The sequence below is a fragment of the Paenibacillus sp. 11B genome, assembly GCF_030487755.1.
GTDB classification, from domain to species: Bacteria; Bacillota; Bacilli; order Paenibacillales; family Paenibacillaceae; genus Paenibacillus; species Paenibacillus vandeheii.
Genome location: NZ_JAUKNS010000002.1, coordinates 499,387 through 525,968 on the forward strand (window position 1 = coordinate 499,387; position 26,582 = coordinate 525,968).

The following is a 26,582-nucleotide window of genomic DNA, read 5'->3' on the forward strand; positions in this document are numbered from 1 at the left end:
CACCGCCGTATATCCGCTCCATTTTTCGAATGATCTCTCAAGATTTATTTGATTTACCTTAGCAGGTCTATTTTCAATCTAATGGATGGAACCCGTTTCATGTCAAGGTACAAAAAAACGATGCCCCCCTTTTGAAGGGAGAGCATCGTTCGTTACTTTTATATGCCGTTCAATTAATGCATAGGACCTTGTTGTTCCTGCTGAGAACCCACCTTAACTCGCTTCAGGAACAGTGAGATGATCAGTCCAATTACAGCGAGAATCAGTGCGAAAACAAATGCATTTTGTACACCGGATGTGAAACCTGCCAACTGATTCTCTGGGCTCTCAGGATTCGTCACACCGCTCAAGAAGCGGGTCGTTCCTGCGCTCAGTATACTCACCGCAACAGCTGTACCAATAGCTCCCGATACCTGCTGTAATGTATTCATAATCGCGGTCCCGTGAGGGTAGAAATCAGGTGGCAATTGATTCAAACCGTTGGTTTGTGCAGGCATCATGATCATTGAAATTCCGATCATCATGAACACGTGCATCGTAATAATCTTGCTCAGTGTTGTAGTCGGAGTGATTCCCGTGTACATGAAGAGTACAATCGCAGTGATCGCCAGACCAATAATCACAAGCCACTTCGGACCGAACTTGTCGAACAGACGCCCCATAACCGGGGACAAAAATCCATTCAGCAAGCTGCCCGGCAGCAGAACCAGACCGGCAGTCAATGGCGTAACCGCCATACCTTGTTGCAGATACATCGGCAGAATCAGCATGGATGACAACAGCATCATCATACAAAGGAAGATCAGAATCAAGCCAATCGTAAACATTGGATACTTGAACGTTCGCAGATCCATCATCGGCTGTTTCATTCTCAATTGACGGATGCTGAACAGCAGCAAAGATAACACGCCAATAATCAGTGTGGCTACAACGATAGGACTGGTCCAGCCACCGCCACTTTCCCCATGTCCTCCAGCACTACTGAATCCGTACACGATTCCACCAAAGCCCAGTGTCGAAAGTACAATGGAAAGAACATCAATTTTGGGCTTGGTCAATTTCGATATATTCGGTAAGAACAGCAAGCCACATACCAATGAGATAATGAAGAACGGCAAGGAGATCCAGAAAATCCAATGCCAGCTCAGATTTGCCAGAATCAGACCCGAGATACTCGGACCACTTGCTGGCGCAAACATGATAACCAAACCGATCAAGCCCATGGCAGCGCCACGCTTTTCAATCGGGAAGATAACCAATATGGTGTTGAACATTAGTGGCAGTAACAGAGCTGTACCTACAGCTTGTAATACCCGTGCCACCAACAAAATTTCAAAGCTCGGTGCAATAGCAGCAACAAGCGTTCCTGCAATCGAAAAAATCAGAGAAGTTGTGAACAACTGTCTCGTCGAAAACCATTGCAACAGCATACCGGAAACCGGCACCAAAATACCCAAAACGAGCAGATAACCTGTCGTTAACCATTGGATCGTAGTAGGCCCAACTTCGAGCAAGCCCATAAGCGGTGTCAATGCCACATTCAGAGCTGTTTCACCAAACAGTCCAATAAAGCCGCTGAGCAGCATGGCGAATAAAATCGGAAATACTTTATATTGTTTTGTTTCTTGTTGATCCTGTACAGAACCAGCTTTCATGGAAGCCTCCACAATCCCATCCTCCTCAAACATTCTGACGATTTCTATTTCTCTTTACGAAGCTTATTGCTTCTCTCTTGCATTCTTTGCCACAACAGACAAATAATCAGCAGCCGTCAGCAAAGGCTTTTTGTCCTGGTTGGTCAGGCTGATAATCAATGCTCCCTCCATTAAGGAAATGACCAGAAGTCCCATCTCTTGTGCTTTCTCTTCACCTATGCCATCCAAAATCAGATGTTTCGTAATCATTTGCTGCCAACCTGCAAACACATCCTGACAGGCAATTCGCAATTGCTGACTGATACAGGAGGTCTCCACGGCTGCCCAGAAACTAAATGGAAGAAAGCCCGTAAAACCTGCCGCCTCTGTTTCAACCGCTAAGTCATGGATAAATTGCTGAATGGCATCCCCCGTATTGTCATGGGCTGCAAATGTTTCTTCAAACTTCTGCAGAATGTTTTCATTGGCTTTTTGAATGCACTCATGAGCGAGCTCTTCTTTGCCATGTGGGAAATAATGATATAACGAGCCTTTTGGCGTACTGCTCTCCTTAATAATCTGATTTAGACCGGTCGCATGATATCCTTGTGAAAAAAACAGTCTGGCTGCAGTGCTGACGATGAGTTCTCTAGCACTAGACTTTTCACTCAATAAAGCCACATCCTTCAATGAATTATAACAATCGGTCTATATAATTAAAACCGTTTCGAAAAATACTGTCAACCTAATATTTGAGCCCATTCTGATGAAAGCGCTATAGATTAGCAAAATAAAAAAGCGAGAATTGCTCCCGCTTTTTTTATTCATTATATGGAATATTGTATCCCTTACTCGAAGAAATCATCGAACGACCGCACAGGTTTTACATCCATAGGCTGCTTGGACGCAGCCAGACATGCATACGCCCCCACATATACGATCAAGCATAACAATATTAATGATAGCATGATAAGCACTCCCTTTTTTTATCTATCCATTCAGAATCCTCTTTCTCAAAATACGATTCACTTGCTCTGAGCTGGCCAGCATCAAGATAAGGAATACAAGTACAACCAGCGGGAAAAAGCCGATATTGGTTTTTGCAGCAAGGACGCCAAAAAGCGGAGGAAGCAATGTGGTTCCTGTGTATGCCAGTGCCATCTGGTATCCCATTAATCGGGCAGAATTCGCTTTGCCGAATCGGGCTGGAGTTTCATGTAGAAGTCCGGGATAGATGGGTGCAAGTCCCAAACCAATCAGCATAAATCCAGCCAGTGCAAACGAAATCGATAATGGAAGTAATAAAATGATTCCACCCACAATGGCGGTCACTTGACCCGCCAGAATTAACACCCGATTTTTAATTTTCAACGTGATAAAGCCTGTAATCAGCCTGCCAATCGTAATGCCACCGTAGTATAAGGAGATCCATCCCGCAGCCGTTTCTGCCGTGATGTTTCTTGCGCCTACCAGATAGCTGGCTCCCCATAACCCCACCGTTGTTTCCACGCCACAATAAAACAGAAATGCGATCAGTGAGTTTTTGACTCCCTTAATCTTCAATACATTCCGTTCAGGTTTGTTCTCACTTTGTAGAAATGTGTTTTCCGTTTGCACATGATCTGATTCGTTTATCGGCCTCGCACGTTCACGACTAGCAGCAACACGCTTCCACAAAGGCAACGTCGCAAACAAAATAATGACGAGACAAAACTGGACGATGGCTACAGCTGTATATCCGTTTCTCCAGGAATGTTGATCTGCAATATAATACGACATAATGATAGGCCCCGTCGTCGCGCCCACACCCCAGAAACAATGCAGCCAGTTCATATGGTGTGCTTTGTAGTGCTCTGCGACATAATGATTCAACGCAGCATCAACGGCTCCGGCCCCAAGACCCAGAGGAATGGCAAGAATGACGAGCCATACCAATGAAGGGGCAAAGGAAAATCCAAGGAGTGCTCCGGCTGTCAGACAACAGCTAATTAGTGTAACCTTGCCTGTTCCCCATTTTTGAATAACCGTTCCGCTTGCCAAGCTTGAAACGATCGTTCCCCCTGCAACAACCATGGATAGAATTCCTGCCGACCCAAACGAAGCCCCAAGTTCAGGCCACATCACTGGCCAGGCTGAACCTAGCAAGGAGTCAGGAATCCCCAAACTGATAAACGCCAGGTAGATGATGATAAGAAACCAAGTTGCCATAATAAATCCCTTCCCTGCATATAAAATGAAAAACAATTCTGATATTACTGTATAAAATATTTCATTCGTACACTTTATAAAGTATGTTTATTTATATGTTTATATTGCATTAAAGAAAATTCTTTGTCAATAGATCGTATCATCCCAAATTAAAACAGCCACCAATCTGGATTTTCATCCAGATTGGTGGCTGTTTTTTGGATAGGTATCAGTATTGAATGATAAATTGATTAATAGGTGACGTAACCCTCATAGGTAACCGTCCACGTATAGCCTGTCTGACCATCGACTGATTTTAATGTAAGTGTCCCCCGGTACGGATCAACATTATAACTAGCCGTCATAGGAATATCACCAAGCGTTGGAAATTGAGATTTGGGTAAAATGGTTTGCCAGGTTATATACTTTTGTGCGTAAGGAACTACTTGTGTACTGTCTGGTAAACTACTAGTTGAAGTTGAAGGTACACTAGCTGCAAAAGATGTAGAGCCTAGCGTGAAACATGCAACGACAGTTAAAAGACCGACTATAAGTTTCTTTTTCATCTTCATCTTCCTTTCGTTTTGGAGTACAGCTCTATCATATAAGAAAGGCTTCTATTAAAATGTAATATTTGTCATATAGTGAAAATATTTGTTTACGCCAATACCGGTCGGAACCACTCCACTCGACAACAGAGAAGATCTGTTAAACACAAAAAGGGAATTGCCTCTGCAATCCCCTTTTGAATTTGAATTATTTAGTTAAATTCTTATGCAAAGTCATGGAGATGAAACTCTATATCGTTATCCTATGGGTTTAAATGTTTACCACGCTCATCCCAAGCTTCCATATTCAGCTCACTGTTGATCGTTACAGCGGTTAATGCACCTAGGGACGCCGCAGTAATGGCCTGGTACATCTCTGACGCTGCATCTCCGGCGCTGAATACACCTGGTACAGTCGTTTTGCCGTAATCATCCACAACGACCGTACCGGCCTCGTTAACCTCACATCCTAATGTCCGCGGCAGTTCAGATCCAGCAGTCAGTTTCGGTCCAAAGAAAATTCCCGTGCAAGAGATTTCGGTGCCATCCTCCAGTACAACCTGCTGCACCATCCCATCGCTGGATTCGATAGATCGAATTGGAGAGTCCCATACCGGAACACCATGCTGCTTCAATTCCTCCCGCTGCTCATCTGTTAATTCATCTGGTCCATTCGTGCAAATGGTAAACCGACTTGTCCAGCCGGAAATGGTCTTTGCCATGTGAAATGCCTTGGCACCATTAACAATAATAACGAGAGCTTGATCTCTTAATTCCCAACCATCGCAATAAGGACATACAAAAGCACTCTTGCCATATACCTCTGTCAACCCGTTAATATCCAGCGGAAGGTCTTTTTTTCCTACTGCAAACAAAACTTTCTTCGTGCGATAGACTGCTCCCTGTGCCGTCGCAACTTGAAAATCACCATCGGTTCCTGTCACTGAGGTCGCTGTGTCTCCTACAAAATGAACGGACGGATATGCGCTAATCTGTTCTTTCGCAACCTTCCGAAATTCACGTGGACTTGCGCCATCTCTCGTCAGAAAACCGTGTGTTTCACGCGTGACCCAATTACGCGGGCGTTCATCATCTATGACCACAACCTGTTTACGGGCTCTGCCTAGTACAAGTGCTGCATTAAGACCCGCAGGTCCTCCTCCAATAATTAATACATCCGTCTGTTGTTCCATATTTAACACCCTTTCCAGATATTCAATATCCTTTATTGTTTCAAAAAAAAGTCTAACCCAGCTGCTTCTTGCCGCTTGCAGTTGGTTCTATTGACAGTAATGTAAGAGGGATCAATTGAATACTATTAAAGACCTCTTATATCTACAATATACAAAACCGATTCAATATGCAAGAAAAATATTCTTTTATTGTTACTGCTGCTTGGTTTCAATGACCTGTATCACATAAAATCATTTTTAACAATTAAAATAAACCTTGTTTTTAAATTGTTCACAATCAAATGACATTATTTTAAATACTAAATCGTTAATTAATTCACATAGTGTATTGAATGCTATAATGAAACCACGAGATATATAAGTATAGATATAGGAAGTGAGTTCTTGAAAACATTGAATAAAGGGTCACGGCCCGAAATCAGTCTGGAGTATACTAGCTCGATTCCGAAAGTTTTCTTTGATACCATCAAAATCGGAATCATCAAGTCCAATCTGATCGCCATGTTTGCCGGTTTAAGTTTGGCTTTGTATGTTTTTGATGCATCCATTTTAGCTAATATTGTACCCATTATTCTCTCTGTCATCGGGTCTTCCCTGATTATCGGAGCGGCCGGGGTGTTTAACAATTTGTATGATCGGGATATTGATGCGATCATGGAACGCACCAAAACACGTCCTACCGTAACAGGTCGTGTAGATACCAAAACAGGTTTGATCCTCGGTATTGCCATTACAATTATCGGGGGCATCATGTTGTATATCGCTTCCCCTTCGGCTGCCGTATTCGGTATATTGGGACTGCTGCTGTACGTGTTCCCGTATACGATGTGGACCAAGCGGACAACGGTTTACAATACGGAAGTAGGAAGCCTTTCGGGTGCTGTTCCTCCCCTTATCGGTTGGGCAGCCATTTCACCAGAGCTGGGTCATTATGAAATTTGGGCTTTGGTCGTTACCATGCTGTTGTGGCAGATGCCTCACTTCTATGGCATTGCCATCCGGAGATTTGATGAATACAAAGCCGCTGGTGTTCCTATGCTTCCTGTCGTCAAAGGAATCAGACGGACATACATCCAGACGAATGTTTATCTGGTATTGTTGTTATTCTCCAGCTTCTTGTTCTGGCCAATGAGTCCTTTCATTGCCATTGTTGCGTTTCTGGTAAGTTTGGCCTGGCTTATTCTTAGTGTGGCAACTTTCGATAAGAAAGAAACCAAGAAATGGTCACATAAAATGTTTATTTTCTCCATTAACCACATCACGATCATCTTCCTGGTCATCATTGCGTATTCATTGATTGCACAGCTGATCAAATAAAGATTGACCTATTGTGCCATAATAAAAGCCGTACAGATCTTAACTCTTTCGACAAGAGTTGTCTGTACGGCTTTTTTCATTTGTTACATATACTATATCTTACACTACCCCACTTTAACCGGTGATTGCTCACCTTGCCACAGCAGCTGCATCTCTTCATTTGTAGCAAGCAATTCGGATAGGCTTCCCTCGGCCTCAATTCGTCCATCCTTCATGACGATAATATGATCTGCCTTGGCAAGTGCTGCTCTGCGATGAGACACTGCAATACATGTGACATCTGGCTCCTGGAACAAGCCTTCCCATACCTGTTGTTCGGTTTTCACATCCAGGGCACTGGACAGATCATCGAAGATGAACAGGTCAGCTTCCGTCATCAACATGCGTCCGGTTGCCGCGCGCTGAATCTGACCACCCGACAGCATGACACCTCTCGGACCTACGGACGTTTCGAGTCCTTGATCCAGGTTTTGAATATCCTCATCCATAACAGCCAGGCGAATAGCTTTTGCAAGAGCAATCTCCGTATGACCCTGTTTGCCCTGAACCATATTCTCTTTCAGCGTATCACTGAACAGTCGGGGTACTTGCGGCGTATACGCTGCTCTGGGCGGCATCAGGAAAGTAGCGGGATCAACATCTTCTCCATTCCAGCGAATCGTGCCTTCCTGTTTGGGCAGCAGTCCCAAGAGTGTGCGTACTAGAGTCGATTTGCCAGAACCGATCCGTCCCGTAATGACCAGAAATTGACCCCGCTTTACACGGAAGCTGATATCCTGTATTCCATTAGCAGAATGAGGATATTGGTACGCCAGATTACTGATCTCCAGCTCTCTTAGCTTTTCCTTAGGATCTCTCTTTTCAGTAGGAAGCTCAGGCGGATCTTCATTCAGATATGTCTCTCTGAAATCCATGATCCGGTCTTCCTCACCCGGACGAAATAGAGTTCGCATCCGGTCAAAAGATACTTTGAGCCGTTTATGCTGAAACACCATATATCCAAACAAAGAAATACTAAAGCCAATATTGGCAAGATAACTGGTGAACAAGGCAAAATTACCTACGGTGAAACTGCCTGATTTCATCTCGGCTGCACACATCAGGAGTATGAGACCTGTACAGATACTGAGCACCTGCTGATTAAGGGATCTCATCCACTGTTTGAACAGATTATCCCGGAGCGCAGCTTGACGACGTTCTTCATTCAGTTTGTTAAAACGAGCAGAGACATGCTCTTCTGCCTGCCCAAGTTTCAATGCCTGAACAGCACCAAAGGTCTCCGCAATGAAACTGGTAATTCGTCCAGTCGACTCACGATTGACCTGGGCATATCGACGGGCCCGATTACCAGACAAGTTGTTCAACAACGTTACAACCACCAGCGGCAAAACAGCCACCAGAGTGATTTTCCAGTTGATGTTTGCCATAATGATGATGGATACGATAGCGAACACGAGCCTTCCCCAGAAATCGACCCAGGATTCCACGTACTCAACCACTTCATCCACATCATCCCGAAAGCGACTCATCGCCTCTCCCGGTGAAGCTGGCAGATTGCGTCCTGGCCAGCGCATAATACCGGCGAGCATGTTGGTACGCAAAATGGCCTGAATATGGTAGATATACGTAATCCATGCATAGAACGCGGCAAAAAACGTCCCTACTCTTGCCGCTCTAATCAAAGCAATGAAGATCAGCGGAGCTGCCAGCCACATATAATCACGGGAACCCGCCGTTGCCCGGTCAAAGAACCACTGCATACCAACTCCGATTGCCAGCGGTAAAGAATGAAATATGCACCATGACAATCCGTTGATCAAAAATAGAAAAGGCCTGAATCGAAACAAACGGCCTATAAATCCGGTTACATTCACGCCAATTCCTCCTCTCGCCCCGTAATCAGCAATCTTGCATAATGTGACGCCGGATCGCTGGCGAGTTCTTCTCTGGCTCCGAATTCCAGTACCTTGCCATCACCCAGTACCATAATCTGATCGACCTTCTCCAACGTAGCCAGGCGGTGTGCAATAATAATTCCGGTACATTCCTTCATCAGCTGGTCAATGGCAGACTGAAGCATGCTCTCTGTAGCGGCATCCAGCCGTGAAGAAGGTTCATCGAGAATAACCAGGCTTGGTTCGGTCAGAAATACACGCGTCAGGGCAAATAGTTGAGCTTCCCCTGCGGACAAGGAAGAACCACCCGCCTTCAGATGTGTATCCAACCCTGCGGGCTGTGATTCGATCCAGTGACTTAATCCCAGTCGATCCGTGGTCTCCTTAATGATCTGATCCGAGACGTCCTGGTTGAACAGTGTTAAATTGTCTCGCAGCGTCCCGTCGAACAGCTGTACATCCTGCGTAACCATACCGACCCTGCGGTAGAGTGCAGGCAAAGTGAGTTCTGAAATATCTTTGCCACCGACACGAATCGTTCCGCTATCCAGATTATACAGGCGCAGAAGCACCCGACTGAGACTTGACTTGCCGCTCCCTGTACGACCAATAATGCCAAGCCGTTCGCCGGGTTTAATGGCAAAGTTAATATTCTTCAATACAGGTTTATCCTCGTTATAACTGAAGTTCACCTGTTTGAATTCCAGACCAAGCGGCCCTTCTGGCAGCTGATCCTCTTCTCCGTCCTTGATCTCACTACGCAAAGACAACAGTTCTCTCGAACGGAGCATACCGGATTTTGCCTTCTGAAACTCTTGAACCTGATCGCCCAACATCTCAATAGGATCATTGAGCATCTGTGTGTATTGATAAATCAGAAACAGGGTTCCGATGCTGATCATGCCTTGCATGTAATAATGAACACCAAGCAGAAGTACCGCCGTGACAGCAAGGGCGAACAGAATGACCGTCGTATTCCATGGAATAACCCGAAGCAGCCAGGCTTTCCTGCCCTTTTGAAATACAACTCGCATCGTACGATAAAAGCGATTCATCACATAGGGGACATGCCCATTGGCTTGAACATCTTCTATTCCCGCGATACGCTCTTCAATTAATCCGAACAAAGACGCGCTCGCTTCACGCTCATTTTTGGAAGAGTTTACTCCGAGATTGCGAATGAACACCATAAACAGAATCGATAACAATGTAAACACCGTCATGACGATCGCAATCGGTACGTTTACGCTGAACATAAACCCGAGGATTCCAGCTAGTAATACAAAGCTTCCAACCACCTGTACAATGAACATCGCGAAGAAGTTGGAGATACTCGTTACATCACCATCCACCCGTTCAATCATTTCTCCAGGTGTCTTCACATTATGAAACCGCATATCCAGACGCAGGCAATGCTTCAGGAGATCCCCCCGCAATCGGTTTGTTGCCCGCCAGGCCACATCGTTACCCAGATAACTAACGGCTACTGTAATCAATTGATTTACAACAGCAACAATCAGAAACAATCCGGCGAGCTGGATCAGGTTAGCAAGAACTCCCCCACTTGCTGCCGTATCAATAAAGCGTTTAATAATCTGTGGATTCAGGAGCTGCAGCCCCGTTGACGTTAGCAACATCACCATAAGTAAGGCCAATCGGCCTTTAACGGGTTTTAGATATTGCAGCAGCCAGGACATGGAGCGTTTCTCTGTTTTGGGCATAGCCCCTCACCCCTTCGTAACATTTCTATTTTATTTTGTGATTTAAAGCATTGTGGTCCCTCACTAAGATGAATCATGCATAATAACAATAAATGCAGCATTTCCAACCCGTGGATGAATCTTTTCAAGTGTGTTTACCATTTTACATTCTCCCAATCCCTCTGGCATTCTTCCCGAAATCTTTGTACCCATTGTTCAGAAATCTCGTCTGCAATCGGGTCAAAGAACGGAGGTGATACGGTTACACCGTCAGATTGAACATCCAAAAACTTTAACACATTCATGACGGTTCCCTCGTAATCTTCTATAAAATCCTCATACACAATCGTCAGCGGCACAATGCCTGACTCAGACAGAAAATCTTCAATTGCTGCTTCGCACATGTTGCTCTCTACAAGCAGATGCTTAATGGCATCAAAGTTATATTGATCTGCAATATCCTGCTGCTGAGGGCTGTCTCCGTGCTTGCGATGCCATTCACCCGAGACAATGGCTCTCCACCAGGACACAGCCAATCTGACTTTGTTGCGACGTGTCATATAGATATGCTTGGTGCAATTAGGGAAACCCGTACTCCATACCTCAGCCCGCGATAACGCTGTTGGCAGACTATAGAGACTGCGGAATGCGTCAATCCATCGTTGTTCAAAATTAATTTTGATTCCGAATACTCCGTTCGACGTTGTTCCCTGATCCCAAATCTGTTCCAGATCTTCACGCTTTAATGTGTCCGGGCTTTTATGCTGATAATGCAGCCACTCCCTCGGATATCCTGCGACACCCGTAGAACTTAAGGCTTCCCCTAGCAGAGTACTGCCCGTTCGTTGAGAAAACCAAATGGTATAACTTTGAGTAGGTCGTTTCATACCACTACCTCTCTTTCTCCTCTTAGGGATAGTTTCATGCTAAAAAGCACTGCAAATCTCCCTTCCATGTGCAACAAATTGGGTGGAATGCATGCAAAAAAGCCATAGATGAACTAATGTTCATCTACAGCTTGTAACAATAAGAGAACCATATGAAATAAGAAGCGTTTCCGGATTTCTCCTCTGCACGCAATTATGATGAGCGTCCACGACAGGGGTGCACAAACATGACTGTCTAGACGCCAATATACAATCCATTGGTTAAGTCACTATGCTCATGCGTATTCAGTTATCGATTCAGAATGCGCCCTGTCTGGAACATGTTCATCTTAACCACCCGTCACACATATTTGTTGTTTATTGTATTCGCTGCACCGTAATCCGTCAAGATAATATTAACTCAATTGTTATTTCCTTCATGCCACTGAACATCATATGCTGCAATTTCAACGATCATAACCCCAGATAGGGAATTTCTCTGAGATTAAACATTAACTGATTCACTTTCCATACACCATTACTGTACACAAGTTCAATATTTCGATCATTAACATAATGAGAATCACCCGTTAATGTATTTCCGATTACGAACGATTGGGATAACGTCGCTGTTGTACTGCTTGTATAATGAACGGAAGTCTCTGGAGCATCATACACCATCCAATCACTGACTAGATCCTGCCTCTTGAGAATAAATTGGATTAAATCTTCTGTAAAATAAGGCTTGAAATACGCACTGACCTGCTTAATCTGAGACAAGCTTGAAATTTCATTCAATTTCTCTGACAAAACATTTAACCGCACCTGGGTTATTTTCCCAGTATCAGGTATTTGGATCGTCTCCTCTTTCATACTTACTATCATGTCTTGATTATTCAGGTGGATGGTTGCTTGTTTAGTTTGTGGGTTCCACTCCAGCTTGGCTCCTAACGTTTGGCTGACAAATCGCAAGGGGACATATGCTGTATTCTCAATTAATTCAACAGGAGAATCCATTCCCATGATCTGTTCATTCACTCTCGCATTTTTGAAGTTAGCTACAAGCCAAATTTCTTTTTCATCCTTTTTAATTCGAATGCTCTTCCCGTCCTTATACCACGTTACGTCTGCCCCCAAATTGCTGGACACGACCCTCAAAGGAATTAAAATTCGGTTATTGGATAATACTCCAGTCCCAATCTCTAGCGTGGTACCCTCAGCTAAACACGGCGTTGAAAACACGGCAAACATAATACACGCAAGCAATGTTGAAGTGAACTTTTTAACTATCATTTGGAACCCCCATGAGGAAATGTTTAACTAATTAAACACGGATTACTCAATGAAAGTTACACTCTCAATAAAAGTTAAAACAGCTAACACTTATTTGCATTACAACTCGCACCGCTTAAGCTATGCACTCACTTCTATTGGTGTAGATTCCCTCTCCCTGACGACAAGGCGCCGATGCGCTACGATCAGAAATGGCAGTCCGAATGCAGTGGTCAGTGCCAGCGGTACAAAAACGAACAGGCCATTCCCCATCCCAAATTGAGTTAATAGGAGCCCTCCCAAAATCGGTGCCATGACGCTACCCAAGTTATTGAATCCAATCGTGCCAAAGTAGGTCCCTTTCCATTCGGGTTTGGCAATACGGTCAATCAGCACATCCATCATCGTGAACATGAGCACTTCCCCAATCGTGAACAGAACGACACTGATCATCAGCAGCATAACGCCTTCAGCGATACCAAACAGCAACAGACTTGTGGCAACCAGCAGATTTCCAAGAATGAGGGGCACCACCGGCGGGAATTTGCTGGCCACCCGCACAATCGGGAACTGGACCACAAGCACCGTCAACGCATTAAGTGAAAGCATATAGGAAAACACTTGGCTCCCATGTTCGAAGAGAGGATTCTGGGCAACATACTGAGCCAGGGTAGAGCTAAAATGCCCATACCCGAGTACACAAAACGTAGTCCCGATAAGTACTGGCAAAAATACACGGTCACGTCCGGTGGTAGCGAGTGCATCTCGTAGGCGGGGGGCACTGACCTGGACATGTTCTGGCAGAGTTGCACGCTGCAATTGAAATTGCAGGAACAAAACCAGGCCGTAAACGATATATACCAACCCGGAGATCATAAACGGAAACGTGGACTCTGCTGATCCCAGCTGAAGACCGATAATGGGTCCGAACACAACTCCCAGATTGATAGCGGCATATCGGAGATTGAACACAAGCAGTTTATTCTGCGGCGGAGTAATATCCGATAGAAGTGCACGGGACGTGGGCTCAAACACGGCGCGGCATAATCCGTTTAATGTATTGGCGACAAAGAACACCCACAGATGCTCTGCTGCTGAAAAGATAAAGAAAACACAGGCCCAGCCAAATACGGAGACCATCATGACTTTTTTGCGACCGATTCGATCTGAAATATAACCTCCATAAAAGCTGACCATAACCCCCGCCAGAGAACTGACCGCGACGGTTACGCCAGTCTGTGTTGGTGTAGCTCCCAAAACCTGAGTCAGATAAATGGATAGAAACGGAATGCTCATGGACGTAACGAGACGTCCAAACATCGTTCCCACAATAATGGTCCAAGCTAAAGGGTGAATCTGCCGTAAATGTTGCTTCATTGCGTATGGTTCTCCTGTTCTTGTTGCTTTGTCTTAGTGGGCTGTCTTTCCCTGTCTCTTAATGTATAATTGTATCGATCAAAGGGGGAAATAAAAGTGTAAGATTGCGATAACACTTTTCACCTTTTATAAAGGAGCATCCCAACATGGATACCACAACAACCCATTATGTTCGTCTTGCAACAGCAAAAGAACTTTCTCTTACACTTGATGAACCAGTTCCAGTAACCATCGACAGTCTTTCCGATGCCTTATGCTGTACTCCACGCAACGTGAAGTTTATTCTTCGCAAGCTGGAGGAACAAGGTTTTATTCATTGGCAGCCTGGGCGTGGACGGGGACATTATTCGGAGATGACGCTGCTGCGCAGTGTGAATGAAACGCTGGAGAATCACCTGCGGGAACTGATTGGGAGAGGTAAAATTAAAGAAGCAATCGAGCTGATCAGCACTATTGACATCCATAAAACACTTCAGGAACAATTGCTGCGATCACTTAACAAGCATATGGGATTTCACAGTCATGCCGAAACGGCATCCGGTCAGGATGTGCTGCGCATGATGAGATCACGCAGACAAGGCAATCTGGACCCTGCTTTTGTTTATACAGCTTTTGAAACCTACCTGCTCGGTCAGGTCGGCAATACATTAGTCACTTACGATGCCAAATCCAATTCGTTCCAGCCCGATTTGGCGCATATGTGGGAATGCAGCGAAGATCATACCGTATGGATCTTCTATCTCCGTAAAGGGGTGCGTTTCCACCATGGACGTGTCATGACATCCAAGGACGTACAAGCCACATTACAGCGATTGCATGATGTGCACAGCCCGTCCATCTGGTTATATCGGGATATTGAACGTGCCGAAATCACTGGCGATTACTGTATCCGATTTGAACTAAGTCGGCCGAACCGCTTCTTTTTGCATCTGTTTAGCTGTATACGAATGACCATTCTGCCCTACGATATGGGTGTCTCCGAACGGCTGATTGGCACCGGACCTTTTCAGATTACGAAGATGAATGAAGATGTGCTGGAGCTTGGCGCATTCGAAGCTTATTACGGTATTCGTCCCCATCTCGACCAAGTCCATATTTGGTTTGTTCCCGATTTGGGCCCGAATGATCGGTACTATGAACTTCCTGGAACATCTCGGCTGAAGCTCCCATCAACCGATTTCAATACAAACAGCATCAATTATCCTGCGCTCGGGTGCCAGTATATGCTCTTCAATTTTCGTAAGGAAGGCATCCACCATCATCCGAAATTTCGCCAAGCGCTGAGGATGGTATATGACTCTGTGGCACTTGTGAAGGATCTCGGCGGTAATCGAATTACACCCGCAGGCAGCTTCTTGCCATGGAAAAGTGAAATACTAGACTGGACAGAATCCTCGCTTGAACACACATGCGAGTTGCTACACAGCAGTGGATACCAAGGTGAGACCATTGCATTATCGTATACTTTGAACAAAGATTCAAAAGCTGCGGAGTGGCTTCAGCGGCGTGCACAAGTCATTGGCCTGCGCCTTGCCATGTGTCCCTGCGAAGATAATATTCATTTTGGAGAAACAATGAATGCCGAATTGATCATGGCTGAAGAGATTCTGGAGGGAGATTGGCAATATGGCATGATTCACTTTTTCAAAAACCTGTCCAATCATTTTCATATGTGCATGACTCCTGATCTGCAATCTATACTGGATCAAAAACTGGATCAGTTCGCCCAGCTGCCCAGCATAGAACGTGCAGAGCTACTAGATGAAGCTGAGGAAATGCTGCGAGAAAACAACTGGATTTTGCACGGTTGTCACATGAACAAGCGCGCTCAACTCGATCAGAGCATCTTCGGCATGCAAACCGCCGAATTTGGTTATATGGATATCTCTCAATTATGGATCAAAATCAGCAGTGAGGTTTGTTTTGCATCAAAAGAATCCCCCTAAAGAATGATTAGGGGGATTCTCCTTATTTCAATGCATGGTTATAGCCTCGGTTTAAATGCATCCCGATACTCTTCCAGAAATGCATCGAGCGAGCGAGGCTCTCTACCGAGCAAGCGTCGAACGGTATCCGTCGGCTTCTCTGACACAATGGTAGACATCGTCTGGATTTCCACAACGTGGTCTGCGAGCCAAGAAGGCATCTGTCCATGTTCCATCAGATCAGTTCGCAACGCCTCAGGTTTGAGGTTAAAGAATTTGATCGGTCGATTGAGCAGGATGGACAATTTATCTGCAATCTGTGAATAGGTGAACGTTTCGGAACCCGTCAACGTATAAATGCTGTTAACCGACTTGAACTGTGTCATTACTTCCGCGGCAACATCTGCGATATCCCGGCAATCGATGAAGTTGCACGGTGAATCTCCAATACAGCCGAAGAACATATCCTGGGTTGTTATGGTTGGTGCGAGACGCAGCAAATTTTGCATGAACGCATAAGGTCGCAATATTGTATACGTAATTCCTGATGTCACCAGAGCTTGCTCGATATCGGCATGCCATTTTGCTACTGCTACAGGTGAACGTTCCTCATAAGCTGGACTGGATATTTTGACGATATGCTTCACTCCCTCTTGCGCAGCTATCTGAATAATGGATGTCTCTAATTCCACTTGTCTGGGGTTGTTAGATAACGCAAGGAATAGTTGGCTGGCACCAGCCAAAGCTCTGCGCATCGATTCAGGATCATTCGCATCGGCAATACAAAGTTCAACACCGGACAATGCCAAGTCCACGATTTGTTGACGAAGCTTATCCGGCTCTCTGCTTATTGCCCGAACGGGAACGCCGCCCTCCATCAAACGTCTCAGAAGTGCATTTCCAATCATACCTGTTGCTCCAATAATTGTAATCATGTTTTCATATCTCCTTCTCAAGTGAATTCATTTATTTTGTAAAGGAAGCTCTCCAACGCCAGGTCATGATCGTGCAGGCTAATGCACCGGACAGCGGAAAATCGAACCCGATATGATCCAGCCAAGTCCATGAAAGACTCGGGTTTACGATATACAGCACGTTGGAAATCCCCCACGAGGCCATAAGGCCAAGCATTGCCCCTGCAAGTGCAAAGCAACCCACGACGATCACACGAGGCGTTTTCACCACCCAGCGTGTACGGCTCCCGCGCTTACGCAGCCAGAGTCCAATCCATAGAGCGATCAGCAGGGACGCCCCTCCTATCGTTGTTAGGGCTCGTAACTGCAGCACTTTATCAGCGGTAACGATTCCCCCGATGCTTGCCATAATGGCAGGCGATAAGTAAGCTGGGATTAATTCTCGCCATAACACAAACGGTTTTTGGCGAGGCTGTGCGGATCGAGCAGCATAACTTTCCTCTGATCGAATGGGGTCTTTTTGGTTAAACATATCACTACTCCTTTTATTTGAAATTAAACCCTAGTGTTTCACTATATAATTAGGAGCCTAACTATATGGCGATGAAAATGGGCTAGCTGATCTAGCCCGTTTCACCTTTCTTGCTATGCTCCTAGGATTTGGGTTCAGAGAAGTCGATTGACTCCTCTGTAAGTGCCGAGATGCCTTGGGTTACACGCCCCAGCAGATCGAGAAACACACTCCGTTCCTCAATGGTAAGCAAGCCGACCATCGCTTCCAATCTGGCAAAATGCTCCGAAGCCATATCCGTCAGCTTTTTGGCGCCCTTGGCTGTCAAGATGACTGACTTCTGACGGCCATCGACGGAACTCGTCCGACGAGCGACCAGTCCATCACGTTCAAGAATCTCAATTAGACCAGTTACGGTTGCACGAGTAACGCCCAGATTTTCCGCGAGTTGCGAGGGCAGCTCTTCGCCATCGTTATCCTCTAGATCTGCTAACAGACGATAACGACCTGTTGATAAACCAAATCTGGAGAAGTGAATTTCCGCAGCATGCCCAAGCTTGGCTCCCGCTACCATCAGCCTGGATGCGACAAGCACGGCTTGTGCATCAACATCTAATTGATAGCGATCAACTTGTCGCTTCGTTTGTACTAACGAGGGGATGAGATACATGTCATTTGTTTCTTTATTATGGTTGGTCATAGATGTAGTATGGTGCCTAACTATATATTTGTCAACTTTTATTCAGCACTTTCTATCACTCCGATTTCTGTCTAACGTTAAACAGCCGTTGACTTATCACAAGGATAAATCAACGGCTCTTTTGCCAAACAATGGGTAATCCGTTCATACACCTAAGGAAATCTTAAACCATGGCCATGTCTGTAATGGTACATACTATATATTCTCCATGGTCATGTTCGTTTGCAAATCATAAACGATTCTTTTGTTTCTTTGTTTTGTAAAACTCCTCCATCACTTGCATAATGGATTCACTTTTAATTGGTTTGCTCACATACGCATCCATTCCAGCCTTCAGACACTTGTCCATATCTCCTCTAACCGCGTTCGCAGTAACTGCTACAATATATGGGCATGTGTCTGGTGTCAGAGCTTCCTTAATCGCTTTGGTCGCTTCAAATCCGTTCAGTCGAGGCATGTGCACATCCATAAAAATAATATCGTACACACTTCGTTTGACCGCCTCCACTGCCTCTATCCCGTTCACCACATAATCCACAAAATGCCCTTTCTTCTCAATCATCCGGCGCAGAACAAGCTGGTTCACCTCATTGTCCTCCGCAATCAGAATTCGCAATTGATCTGTTTTAATCTTTTGCTGTTCTAGATCATATCTGTTGAACTCCTCCATGTTGCTGACTTTAAACGAAGCTGTAAAAATAAATGTAGTTCCCGGATCATCGGACTCTTCAATCCAGATATCTCCCTGCATAAGCTCTACAAGCTTCTTGCTGATCGCCAGTCCAAGTCCAGTACCTTGAGGCTTGCGCGTCATGAAATTCTCCAATTGGTAGAAGGCCTCGAATAAATGCTCTCTTTTCTCGACTGGAATTCCAATCCCTGTATCCTTCACTTTAAACTGAAATTGAACGTTATTATATTCTTGTCCGATAACCTTTACCTCGATTTCAACACTGCCTTCCGGGGTGAACTTCACGGCATTGCCGATGATGTTGGTTAGGACTTGTTTTAGACGGTAAGCATCCCCATACACGGGAAGAGGAATGGCGTCATCGAGGCTTAGATGAAGATGCAACTGCTTCTCCCGAATCATTGGCGTTACGATATTAACTGTCTCCGTCACAATTTCCTTAAGATCGAAGGGTTCATCCACCAGATCGGTTTTACCCGACTCTATTTTGGAGAAGTCGAGAATATCATTGATAATCGCAAGCAGTGAATCCCCACTCTTTTGGATGATTTCGATGTATTCCTTTTGCTCTCCGCTAAGTCCAGGTGTATCCAGAAGCAAATCCGTCATCCCAATCACTCCATTCATGGGGGTACGGATCTCATGGCTCATCATTGCCAAAAATTCACTTTTTGCCTTATTCATTCGTTCGGCAGTCTCTTTGGCTACAAGAAGCTTCTTCTGTTCCGTAATATCCTTCGCAATCAGATAGAAGCCCACGTTTTTTTCATTAATAATGATGGGCGCAAGCGTTGCTAATACTTCTGTCTCAGAACCATCTAAGTGCTGAATGGCATTGATTTCTTTCTCAGCCATCTCATACTGGCTATTGAGAATAAGTCCGAGATGATACATTCCGATAAACCTGCATATGCTTGTTCCGATCATTTCCACAACCGGGCATCCAGTCATCTTCATAGCTACCGGGTTGGCATTTATGATATTGCCGTTCATGTCAAAAGAAATGATGGCATCATGATTATATTTTTTGAGTGATGTATAACGTTCCACCGATTCCTGTAGTTTGAATTCGACAAGCTTACGCTCCGTAATATCCTGCAAAGTACCGTTCAACTGTACTGGTTGTTGATTCTCATCAAAGGTAATTAACCCTCGCAGATGAAGATACTTTTCTTTACCATCTGAACCCAGATGCCGATATTCAAAATCAAGCGGTTTGCCCGTTTTCACCGATTCGATACATGCCTTCAACCGCTGCTCCTCTGTCGGCTCCATGAGTGCAAAGATATCGCTGGCTTTATACCGTTTCTTATGATCTATTTCAAAAATCTCAAATATCTGGTTGGACATGGAAACAAGGTCATTAATCATGTTCCACTCCCAACTGCCGATCATGGCGATCCGTTCTGCTTCTGCGCTAATTTCCTCATGTTTCTTTCTCTCCGATATATCCCGACCAATGGCAAGAATTTGTTGCTCCTGCCCAGGGTCCCCAATTATCTTATATGTGGTTTCAAACCAAACACAATGCCCATCTTTATGGCGAGCCTGCAAATTCAACATATGACCTGTGCTCAAATCGATCTGCGAGGTACCTCCTAGATCCTGAGGATGGAAAACTGCTGTATTGTTATTGCCAATCACTTCTTCTGGCGAATACCCAAGCAAATTATAAATGGAAGGAGAACAATAGCGACAAACACCATCAAAGGTGGCGATATAGATGATTTCCTGTGCATTATCGGAAATAAGTTTGAACATTTCTTCCGTTTGAAGCAGCTTTTGTTCGGTTGTTTTATGATCCGTAATATCTACAACGTGGCAAATAAAATACAGCGGTTCACCGCTAACCTCGTTCCGAGCCAAAGATATATGCAATGATATCCATATAATTTCTCCATTTTTCTGAATATAACGCTTTTCGTATCTGTACTCTTTCAATTCACCTTTACAGAGTTCACGCACGTATATCAGATCCTGTGCAACATCATCGGGATGGGTGATCTCCTGGTAATCAAGTAGGATTAACTCTTGAGCAGTATAACCCAGCATTCTGCATAAAGCAGGATTCACTTTCATCCACTGTCCTGTTGGAGCAACAAGTGCAATCCCAATAGGTGCTTGATTATAAATCTGCTCAAACAATTCGTGATGATCGACCTTTTGAACCTGCATCTTAAGCTCTCCTTTTGTTGTATATACGCAATATTTGCTTAGTACCCGGTTTTTTCATTGTTGAAACATCTCATTTTCTAATTGTTTGTGTCGGGAACGCAAAACAAGACCTGGATTCAATCCGTAAGGAATCCAGGCATCTTTGTTTTAACTTATATAATCCATGCTGAGTGCAGGATGGATCAGGAAAGATCTCACCGCTCCCGGCCAATAATGTAATCCAACAGATGCCTCAGAAAAGAAATCGGTTTTGGCATTTCGTTCAGTGCATCGGTTGCCAGACAGTAGTGCTCCCACATCTCTTTCTTCGCGCCATCTTCACCCAAAATAGATACAAAGGTGGAGCTGTTGTTGCGCACATCCTGACCTGCCGGCTTACCGAGTACCCGGTGATCTCCTTCCAAATCCAACAGGTCATCCTTAATTTGAAAGGCGATACCCGCATGATAGGCAAACTTCTTCAAGGATGCAAGCTCCACTTCCTTTACCTGAGCCAGAATGGCTGGCATCACAAGTGCAGCCTCGAAAGCAATGCCTGTTTTGTAGAAACAGATCATGTTCAATTGTTCCAGTGTCAGCGCTTTTCCTTTGGCGTTCAGATCCATCGCCTGTCCCATACACATATCTTCTGCTTTTTGAGCCGAATATTGAATCAGGGTAAGCACGGTAGCGGCGTCAAACTGTTTGAGGGAGGATTGCTCGCCAATGGCTTTTTGAATGAGAAACAACCCTGTCAATTCGGCTGTTGCGCTGTTGTGCACCTGATGTAAAGTAGAGCGGCCTCGCCGCGTTGAAGCATTATCCTGTGTCGGCAGATCATCAAAGATCAGTGAAGCGGTATGCATGTATTCCAGTGATCTAAGAAGAGGGAGGATAGACGCTTCATGTAGTCCATATTCACGCACTCCCATCACCCAGGTCAGGATCGGCCTTAGCCGCTTCCCATCCCCCTGCAGACTGTAATTTGCTGCATCAATCAGTGTCTCTTTCATCTCTGGAAGTCCGCTCGGCTTGGAAATCTGCAATTCAATATTGATCTGTTCACGAACTGTGCGAATCGTATCCAGAAAATCCTGTTTTTCCTGCTTGTCATTCTGCAATTGCATGATGACCTGATCCCGCAGCAATTTATCCAGGAAATCCACGTCATCGGCTTTTCGCACCATTTGCTGAATTAGGTGATTAAATTCCGGTTGTCCTGAGGCAAAGATCTTCATCACTTCGTTATATTGATCTTGACCCAACCGTTCTTTACAACGCTTAAGACCATTAATCGCACGATCCAGTATGACCTCACGTGTCTTCGCATCCGAATGGTACACCTCATGAATCAGATAAGAGATAACCGCCCAGTAAAGTTCGTATGGATTAATCAGATCGGGTCGCATATCACGGTACTTCAGATAGTAGGTATATGGGGTTACTGCCCCCTCCTCCATATCAGCAAACATATCAGCAAAATCGTCTGCAAGCTGATTATATATGCCATAGTAGAACGTCCGCAAATCAAAACCTTCATCAGCCGATGCACTGAGCACGGAGCGAACAATAAGTCTGGAGGATGAGGATTTAATAATAATCGGGATATAAAGTTCTTCATTGGAATAATTTGCGTTCGACAGTTTTTTGGCCCGGTCTACTTCCTGGGACTGAAAGAATACATAGGATTGCTCGAAGAACGTATGCTGTGTTTCAGCGCGCTGGTAGTTTTTAATATACTCGAACGCCTCCCTCAGCTCGGCATGAACATATTGAATGACTTTGAGGTTGGCTCCCTTCCATTCGCCAATATCCGGCACGATCCCGGTGAGAAGCGCATTTCGAATCAAGAGAGAATACTGCTCCTTCTCTTGTTCAGTTAACGCCTGCGAATCTAGCAGGTCATCAATAAACGGATAGGTCAGTCCGTAAGAATAACCAAGCCGAATTGCAGCGTCCAGCCTCTGGGAACGTTCTGCCCGGGGAGTCTCATCATGCATATCATCGTTCACATGCAGAACCACGCCCAGGATAATCTTAAGCAGCTTGCGCTGTGCCTGTTCAGCGTCCAGTTCTTTGGGAATATTGGAAGCGACATGCTTTAATTTGCTGATTACCCAGATGACGGCTGTTTCCACGTTCTCCTTCTGAGCCCAGCGATACAAGGCGGCCAGACTGATATAATCCGGGCTTTCCTTGCGATGAATTGTATTTGAACGCATAAAGTATGCTTTGGTATCCTGAGCCACGCGCTTAATACGCTCTTGGGTATCGGGGGAATCCAGTGCTTTGCCCAGATCTCGCATATAAATGTAAGAAATACTGCGATCCAGGTAATCATCCAGTTTGCCTGTAACATTCAGCCAATGGATATATCTATGAGCATCCTGGGAATCCGGCTTCTTTTGACTCGGTAATAAAAAAGATAACCAGGAAAATGGTTGAACATGCTTTTTTTGCCACACGTAAATATCTTGCGTAAGCGCAGTAGTACAGGTGTTATTCAAAAGTTGTTCATGAAGAGAATTAAAATACTGAGCTGCCTTCTGTTCGGCCAGCCGATATCCTGCATCAGCCTGTTCTGTAAGTACGTTATTCATAGGATGGATACCTCAACTTCTAATAATGTTAAACATGTATCCATGAAAGGAGTTTGAGGGTGCTCCATGGACGAAAACTGATGTGAATTCATGCTGCAACAAATTCGCCAGCTCATGTTCATAACCTTTATACGGCATTCCATCCGTTTGGTTACGAAATCGTCATGGACGCTTAATCCTATGTCGTTTTACAAAATGGAAGACCACACCTTCACTGCTGTAATGGCGATAAGAATCATCAGTCCATACCGAAGCAGTCTCACATCAATCATCGAACTGACTTTGGAACCGAGTGAAGCCCCAAGCAGACTCCCGATTACCGTATAAATGATGGGCTCCAGCGGGATGTCTCCACCCAAAACTTTTCCCAGCACTCCACCGATCGCAGAGATGAACACGATGGCCAACGAAGAAGCTATGGTCGTCCGGGTAGGGATCTTAAGTACAGTAAGCATAATGGGAATTAATATAAAAGCTCCGCCTGCACCGACAATTCCTGAGACGATCCCAACAGCAAGAGCCGATCCTGCCGCAACATACGTGTTAAACACTAATGATCCACCCGAGTCCTCTGTTCCCTTACCAGGAATCAGCATGAGCACAATGGCAATAATGGCCAGAATGCCGTAGATCAGATTAATAACTTCTCCATTCAGATGACCGGATATGAATCCGCCGATCAGACTCCCGACAAGAATACTGGAGCCCATATAAGCCACCAGACCTTTATGAATGAGAGCGTCGCTCTTTTTCCCACTCCCTGTTCTCCTGATGTAGGCGATCACACCAGCAAGTGAGGCAAAAAACACCTGAAACATGCTGATTGAGGATACCTCGTGTGCCGAGAACGGCTCCAGCCCCACAAGAGAAGGTACGTACAATAACAACGGGTAATTAATTATGGCTCCACCAATACCCAACAAACCGGAGAAGAAGGAACCGACCAGACCCAGTATAAACATGATGACAAAAAGCAGAGTATCCATCGGTTTTTCTTCCTTTCTTGCGGTGAAAAAATGATGCAAAAAAACAGTATACGCGGATAAAATATTCGGCTATAATAAAAACCAAGTAAATTAATCCGAAATGAGTGATTAAGCATGTTTAACGTGTTGAAGACTCTTTTTGAAAATAAATGCCCGCTATGCAACGAAAAATTACAAGTTCACAGTGATGCGTTATGCGCTACAAAAATATGCTCCCAATGTCACTACAAAGAAGAGAGCTATGGCTCTCTCGGTGTGCGTATTGTCTATGACACCACAAAATGATAAAAGCACACGCCTGCTTATTGTATCATGATCTCTGAACTACCGGGATGACTATATAGAATTATTTTCATAATATACATTCGTCATATATGGGATATAAAAAACGGTGCAGAACGATTTATTCGTTGCTGCACCGTTTTTTCTTATATTTTTCGGATACGGACTGCCTTTATACCGCACATCTTATTTTGTTTTGAAACTGAGGAACCCATCATCTACCGCAATCGTTGTACCATTCACTGCACTGGCAGCGTCACTGAACAGGAAGGCAACAACACTTGCAACTTTCTCAGGTTGAATAAGCTCTCCGCGCATATGTTGGGTGGCAAGCGCATCCTTCATCGCTCTGTCATCTCCCAAAATTGGGGTCTCAATGAACCCTGGTGCAACACCGACCACACGAATGCCATGCTCGGCCAGTTCCAGGGCACCGGATTTGGACATCATCACGACAGCTGCCTTGGCTGCATTGTAGTTAAAGCTTCCCACAGCAGCAATGCTGCCATAGATCGATGCTGTATTTACAATGGTCCCTTGTACATTCAGTTCAACCATTTTCTTCGCACCATAATACATGCCGTAATACACACTGTGTTGGTCAACATCAATTACTCTGTGATAGGATTCCGGGTCCATCTCCAGAAATGGCTTCACAAGTCCAATGCCTGCATTGTTGAAAATGCCGTTCAATGTTCCGTATTTCTCTACCGTCCAGTCGATCAGGGCCTTGATCTCGTCCCCTTTGGACACGTCCACTTTGTATGCACCGGCTGTGCCACCAGCTGCTTCAATCTCGGCAGCAAGCTTCTTCGCACCCTCTTCATTATAATCCGCCACAACAATCGTCGCGCCTTGTGCCGAAAGTTGAAGAGCTGTTTCTTTACCAATCCCACTCGCTCCGCCCGTAATAATGATTACCTTTCCATCTTGTTCAGACATAACGCAGGTCTCCTTTGATAAGAACATTATTTTGGTGCAGTTAACAGAACTAAAGTAAGTAACTATATTTTATTCATATAAATTCATCATACGCCGATGTCACACCGTTGTCAAACAAGGGAGCGACTTCACATCATTATGTGCAAAAAATTCATATCCATCCTGTAAATGCATTACCTAGTCTTGCTACTTTTCACCTTATTTATAAAAAAAACGAAAAAGGACGATATTCCCGAGAGGTAAAAACACTTCGGTATAACGTCCTTATTTATTAAGATCATGTAATTTATTAGGATAATCCAGCTATCGCTTACAAATGAATATAACTACACCTGTAACTGCTGGTTCAATTCTTCAATTATTTCCAAGCCCGCTTAACGGATCTTTAAAATCATTGATATTGGAGATCAGTTCAGGAATTCCTGTCTTCTCCCAGTTTTCGGCTGTAAAACCGTGCTGTGCAATCGTATTCTCGAATTGACCCACAACTTCGGTTAATTGATTATTATAACTAACCAGATTCTCATGAATGCTTTCACCTATGGCTGGTGCTGTGAGCTGAGAGAATTCACTTGCTTCCGCCTGAATCTGATCGATTTTCTCCTGAACCTGAGTGGTCACTTCCGGATTGTTCACTGCCCCTGAAGCGAGTTGCTGCAATTCTGTACCAGCGCTTGATACTTGCTCTATATAATCAGTAGCCCCACTAACGTAATTCAAACTCTGATTCGCTTGTTCCACAACGGAACAGGCCGAGATCACTAGAATACTTGACGCAATGAGGCCTGTCATGATCCAAGCTTGCTTTCTTTTCCATTTAATCACAATCATCCCCCCTACTCAAAATTGGAGTACTCCTCCAAAATCCATCATAACTGTTCGGTGTAC

At 44.7% G+C, this 26,582-nt stretch carries 20 protein-coding genes; 2 read left to right on the plus strand and 18 right to left on the minus strand.

Annotated elements, in window-relative coordinates; all coding sequences use genetic code 11:
• Nucleotides 1-173: 173 nt before the first annotated feature.
• The 5 genes from Q0V21_RS10675 to Q0V21_RS10695 all read right to left on the minus strand — a co-directional run bounded on the left by Q0V21_RS10675 (nt 174) and on the right by Q0V21_RS10695 (nt 5,562).
• On the minus strand, nt 174-1,655 hold the full coding sequence (locus Q0V21_RS10675; RefSeq protein ID WP_301879539.1) for a DHA2 family efflux MFS transporter permease subunit: 1,482 nt from the start codon (nt 1,653-1,655) through the stop codon (nt 174-176).
• A gap of 63 nt (nt 1,656-1,718) precedes the next feature.
• Nucleotides 1,719-2,306 (minus strand): TetR/AcrR family transcriptional regulator, encoded by a 588-nt coding sequence (locus tag Q0V21_RS10680; protein ID WP_079344325.1) that lies wholly within the window; start codon nt 2,304-2,306, stop codon nt 1,719-1,721.
• Between the two features lie 318 nt (nt 2,307-2,624).
• Entirely contained in the window at nt 2,625-3,842 is a 1,218-nt protein-coding gene (locus tag Q0V21_RS10685) for an MFS transporter (RefSeq protein ID WP_301878832.1), read from the minus strand.
• Nucleotides 3,843-4,072: 230 nt separating this feature from the next.
• Nucleotides 4,073-4,387, minus strand: coding sequence for a hypothetical protein (locus tag Q0V21_RS10690; protein WP_301878833.1), 315 nt, complete (start codon nt 4,385-4,387; stop codon nt 4,073-4,075).
• Between the two features lie 245 nt (nt 4,388-4,632).
• Nucleotides 4,633-5,562 carry an NAD(P)/FAD-dependent oxidoreductase gene (locus tag Q0V21_RS10695; protein ID WP_301878834.1) on the minus strand — a complete coding sequence of 310 codons (930 nt, stop codon included), beginning with the start codon at nt 5,560-5,562 and terminating at the stop codon, nt 4,633-4,635.
• Between the two features lie 393 nt (nt 5,563-5,955).
• On the opposite strand from Q0V21_RS10695, the gene cyoE reads away from it, so the two are divergent.
• Complete coding sequence (gene cyoE, locus Q0V21_RS10700; protein ID WP_379436314.1) at nt 5,956-6,879, plus strand: heme o synthase; 924 nt, start codon at nt 5,956-5,958, stop codon at nt 6,877-6,879.
• Nucleotides 6,880-6,983: 104 nt separating this feature from the next.
• Here cyoE and Q0V21_RS10705 read toward each other — a convergent pair whose 3' ends face one another.
• From Q0V21_RS10705 to Q0V21_RS10725, 5 genes are all read right to left on the minus strand, one after another.
• Entirely contained in the window at nt 6,984-8,753 is a 1,770-nt protein-coding gene (locus Q0V21_RS10705; protein WP_301878837.1) for an ABC transporter ATP-binding protein, read from the minus strand.
• Entirely contained in the window at nt 8,750-10,495 is a 1,746-nt protein-coding gene (locus tag Q0V21_RS10710; RefSeq protein WP_301878838.1) for an ABC transporter ATP-binding protein, read from the minus strand. The genes Q0V21_RS10705 and Q0V21_RS10710 overlap by 4 nt, the downstream gene beginning before the upstream one ends.
• A gap of 134 nt (nt 10,496-10,629) precedes the next feature.
• Nucleotides 10,630-11,361: a Stf0 family sulfotransferase gene (locus tag Q0V21_RS10715; RefSeq protein ID WP_301878839.1), complete on the minus strand. Its 732-nt coding sequence runs from the start codon at nt 11,359-11,361 to the stop codon at nt 10,630-10,632.
• 453 nt (nt 11,362-11,814) lie between these two features.
• Nucleotides 11,815-12,633 (minus strand): copper amine oxidase N-terminal domain-containing protein, encoded by an 819-nt coding sequence (locus Q0V21_RS10720; RefSeq protein ID WP_301878841.1) that lies wholly within the window; start codon nt 12,631-12,633, stop codon nt 11,815-11,817.
• Between the two features lie 120 nt (nt 12,634-12,753).
• The gene (locus Q0V21_RS10725) at nt 12,754-13,989 is read right to left on the minus strand and encodes an MDR family MFS transporter (protein ID WP_301878843.1); all 1,236 of its coding nucleotides are present in this window, start codon (nt 13,987-13,989) and stop codon (nt 12,754-12,756) included.
• Between the two features lie 146 nt (nt 13,990-14,135).
• On the opposite strand from Q0V21_RS10725, the gene Q0V21_RS10730 reads away from it, so the two are divergent.
• On the plus strand, nt 14,136-15,935 hold the full coding sequence (locus Q0V21_RS10730; RefSeq protein ID WP_301878844.1) for an ABC transporter substrate-binding protein: 1,800 nt from the start codon (nt 14,136-14,138) through the stop codon (nt 15,933-15,935).
• A 38-nt stretch (nt 15,936-15,973) separates the two neighbouring features.
• Here Q0V21_RS10730 and Q0V21_RS10735 read toward each other — a convergent pair whose 3' ends face one another.
• The 8 genes from Q0V21_RS10735 to Q0V21_RS10770 all read right to left on the minus strand — a co-directional run bounded on the left by Q0V21_RS10735 (nt 15,974) and on the right by Q0V21_RS10770 (nt 26,519).
• Nucleotides 15,974-16,849 (minus strand): SDR family oxidoreductase, encoded by an 876-nt coding sequence (locus tag Q0V21_RS10735; protein ID WP_301878845.1) that lies wholly within the window; start codon nt 16,847-16,849, stop codon nt 15,974-15,976.
• Nucleotides 16,850-16,880: 31 nt separating this feature from the next.
• Nucleotides 16,881-17,360 carry a hypothetical protein gene (locus Q0V21_RS10740; protein WP_301878846.1) on the minus strand — a complete coding sequence of 160 codons (480 nt, stop codon included), beginning with the start codon at nt 17,358-17,360 and terminating at the stop codon, nt 16,881-16,883.
• A gap of 121 nt (nt 17,361-17,481) precedes the next feature.
• On the minus strand, nt 17,482-18,039 hold the full coding sequence (locus Q0V21_RS10745) for a MarR family winged helix-turn-helix transcriptional regulator (protein WP_024628760.1): 558 nt from the start codon (nt 18,037-18,039) through the stop codon (nt 17,482-17,484).
• Nucleotides 18,040-18,268: 229 nt separating this feature from the next.
• The gene (locus Q0V21_RS10750; protein WP_301878849.1) at nt 18,269-20,905 is read right to left on the minus strand and encodes a PAS domain S-box protein; all 2,637 of its coding nucleotides are present in this window, start codon (nt 20,903-20,905) and stop codon (nt 18,269-18,271) included.
• A gap of 194 nt (nt 20,906-21,099) precedes the next feature.
• Entirely contained in the window at nt 21,100-23,484 is a 2,385-nt protein-coding gene (locus tag Q0V21_RS10755; RefSeq protein WP_301878851.1) for a polyprenyl synthetase family protein, read from the minus strand.
• A 188-nt stretch (nt 23,485-23,672) separates the two neighbouring features.
• On the minus strand, nt 23,673-24,470 hold the full coding sequence (locus Q0V21_RS10760; RefSeq protein WP_301878853.1) for a sulfite exporter TauE/SafE family protein: 798 nt from the start codon (nt 24,468-24,470) through the stop codon (nt 23,673-23,675).
• Between the two features lie 468 nt (nt 24,471-24,938).
• A complete protein-coding gene (locus tag Q0V21_RS10765; protein ID WP_301248089.1) occupies nt 24,939-25,694 on the minus strand; it encodes an SDR family NAD(P)-dependent oxidoreductase in 756 nt (251 codons plus the stop codon).
• 354 nt (nt 25,695-26,048) lie between these two features.
• On the minus strand, nt 26,049-26,519 hold the full coding sequence (locus Q0V21_RS10770; protein WP_301878856.1) for a DUF6376 family protein: 471 nt from the start codon (nt 26,517-26,519) through the stop codon (nt 26,049-26,051).
• Nucleotides 26,520-26,582: the final 63 nt, after the last annotated feature.

Excerpts from the sequence above, each read along its gene's own strand:
- Q0V21_RS10675 (WP_301879539.1), bottom strand. The coding sequence starts at position 1,655 with ATGAAAGCTGGTTCTGTACAGGATCAACAAGAAACAAAACAATATAAA.
- Q0V21_RS10685 (WP_301878832.1), bottom strand. The coding sequence starts at position 3,842 with ATGGCAACTTGGTTTCTTATCATCATCTACCTGGCGTTTATCAGTTTG.
- Q0V21_RS10690 (WP_301878833.1), bottom strand. The coding sequence starts at position 4,387 with ATGAAAAAGAAACTTATAGTCGGTCTTTTAACTGTCGTTGCATGTTTC.
- Q0V21_RS10695 (WP_301878834.1), bottom strand. The coding sequence starts at position 5,562 with ATGGAACAACAGACGGATGTATTAATTATTGGAGGAGGACCTGCGGGT.
- Q0V21_RS10710 (WP_301878838.1), bottom strand. The coding sequence starts at position 10,495 with ATGCCCAAAACAGAGAAACGCTCCATGTCCTGGCTGCTGCAATATCTA.
- Q0V21_RS10715 (WP_301878839.1), bottom strand. The coding sequence starts at position 11,361 with ATGAAACGACCTACTCAAAGTTATACCATTTGGTTTTCTCAACGAACG.
- Q0V21_RS10720 (WP_301878841.1), bottom strand. The coding sequence starts at position 12,633 with ATGATAGTTAAAAAGTTCACTTCAACATTGCTTGCGTGTATTATGTTT.
- Q0V21_RS10725 (WP_301878843.1), bottom strand. The coding sequence starts at position 13,989 with ATGAAGCAACATTTACGGCAGATTCACCCTTTAGCTTGGACCATTATT.
- Q0V21_RS10730 (WP_301878844.1), top strand. The coding sequence starts at position 14,136 with ATGGATACCACAACAACCCATTATGTTCGTCTTGCAACAGCAAAAGAA.
- Q0V21_RS10735 (WP_301878845.1), bottom strand. The coding sequence starts at position 16,849 with ATGATTACAATTATTGGAGCAACAGGTATGATTGGAAATGCACTTCTG.
- Q0V21_RS10740 (WP_301878846.1), bottom strand. The coding sequence starts at position 17,360 with ATGTTTAACCAAAAAGACCCCATTCGATCAGAGGAAAGTTATGCTGCT.
- Q0V21_RS10745 (WP_024628760.1), bottom strand. The coding sequence starts at position 18,039 with ATGACCAACCATAATAAAGAAACAAATGACATGTATCTCATCCCCTCG.
- Q0V21_RS10750 (WP_301878849.1), bottom strand. The coding sequence starts at position 20,905 with ATGCAGGTTCAAAAGGTCGATCATCACGAATTGTTTGAGCAGATTTAT.
- Q0V21_RS10755 (WP_301878851.1), bottom strand. The coding sequence starts at position 23,484 with ATGAATAACGTACTTACAGAACAGGCTGATGCAGGATATCGGCTGGCC.
- Q0V21_RS10760 (WP_301878853.1), bottom strand. The coding sequence starts at position 24,470 with ATGGATACTCTGCTTTTTGTCATCATGTTTATACTGGGTCTGGTCGGT.
- Q0V21_RS10765 (WP_301248089.1), bottom strand. The coding sequence starts at position 25,694 with ATGTCTGAACAAGATGGAAAGGTAATCATTATTACGGGCGGAGCGAGT.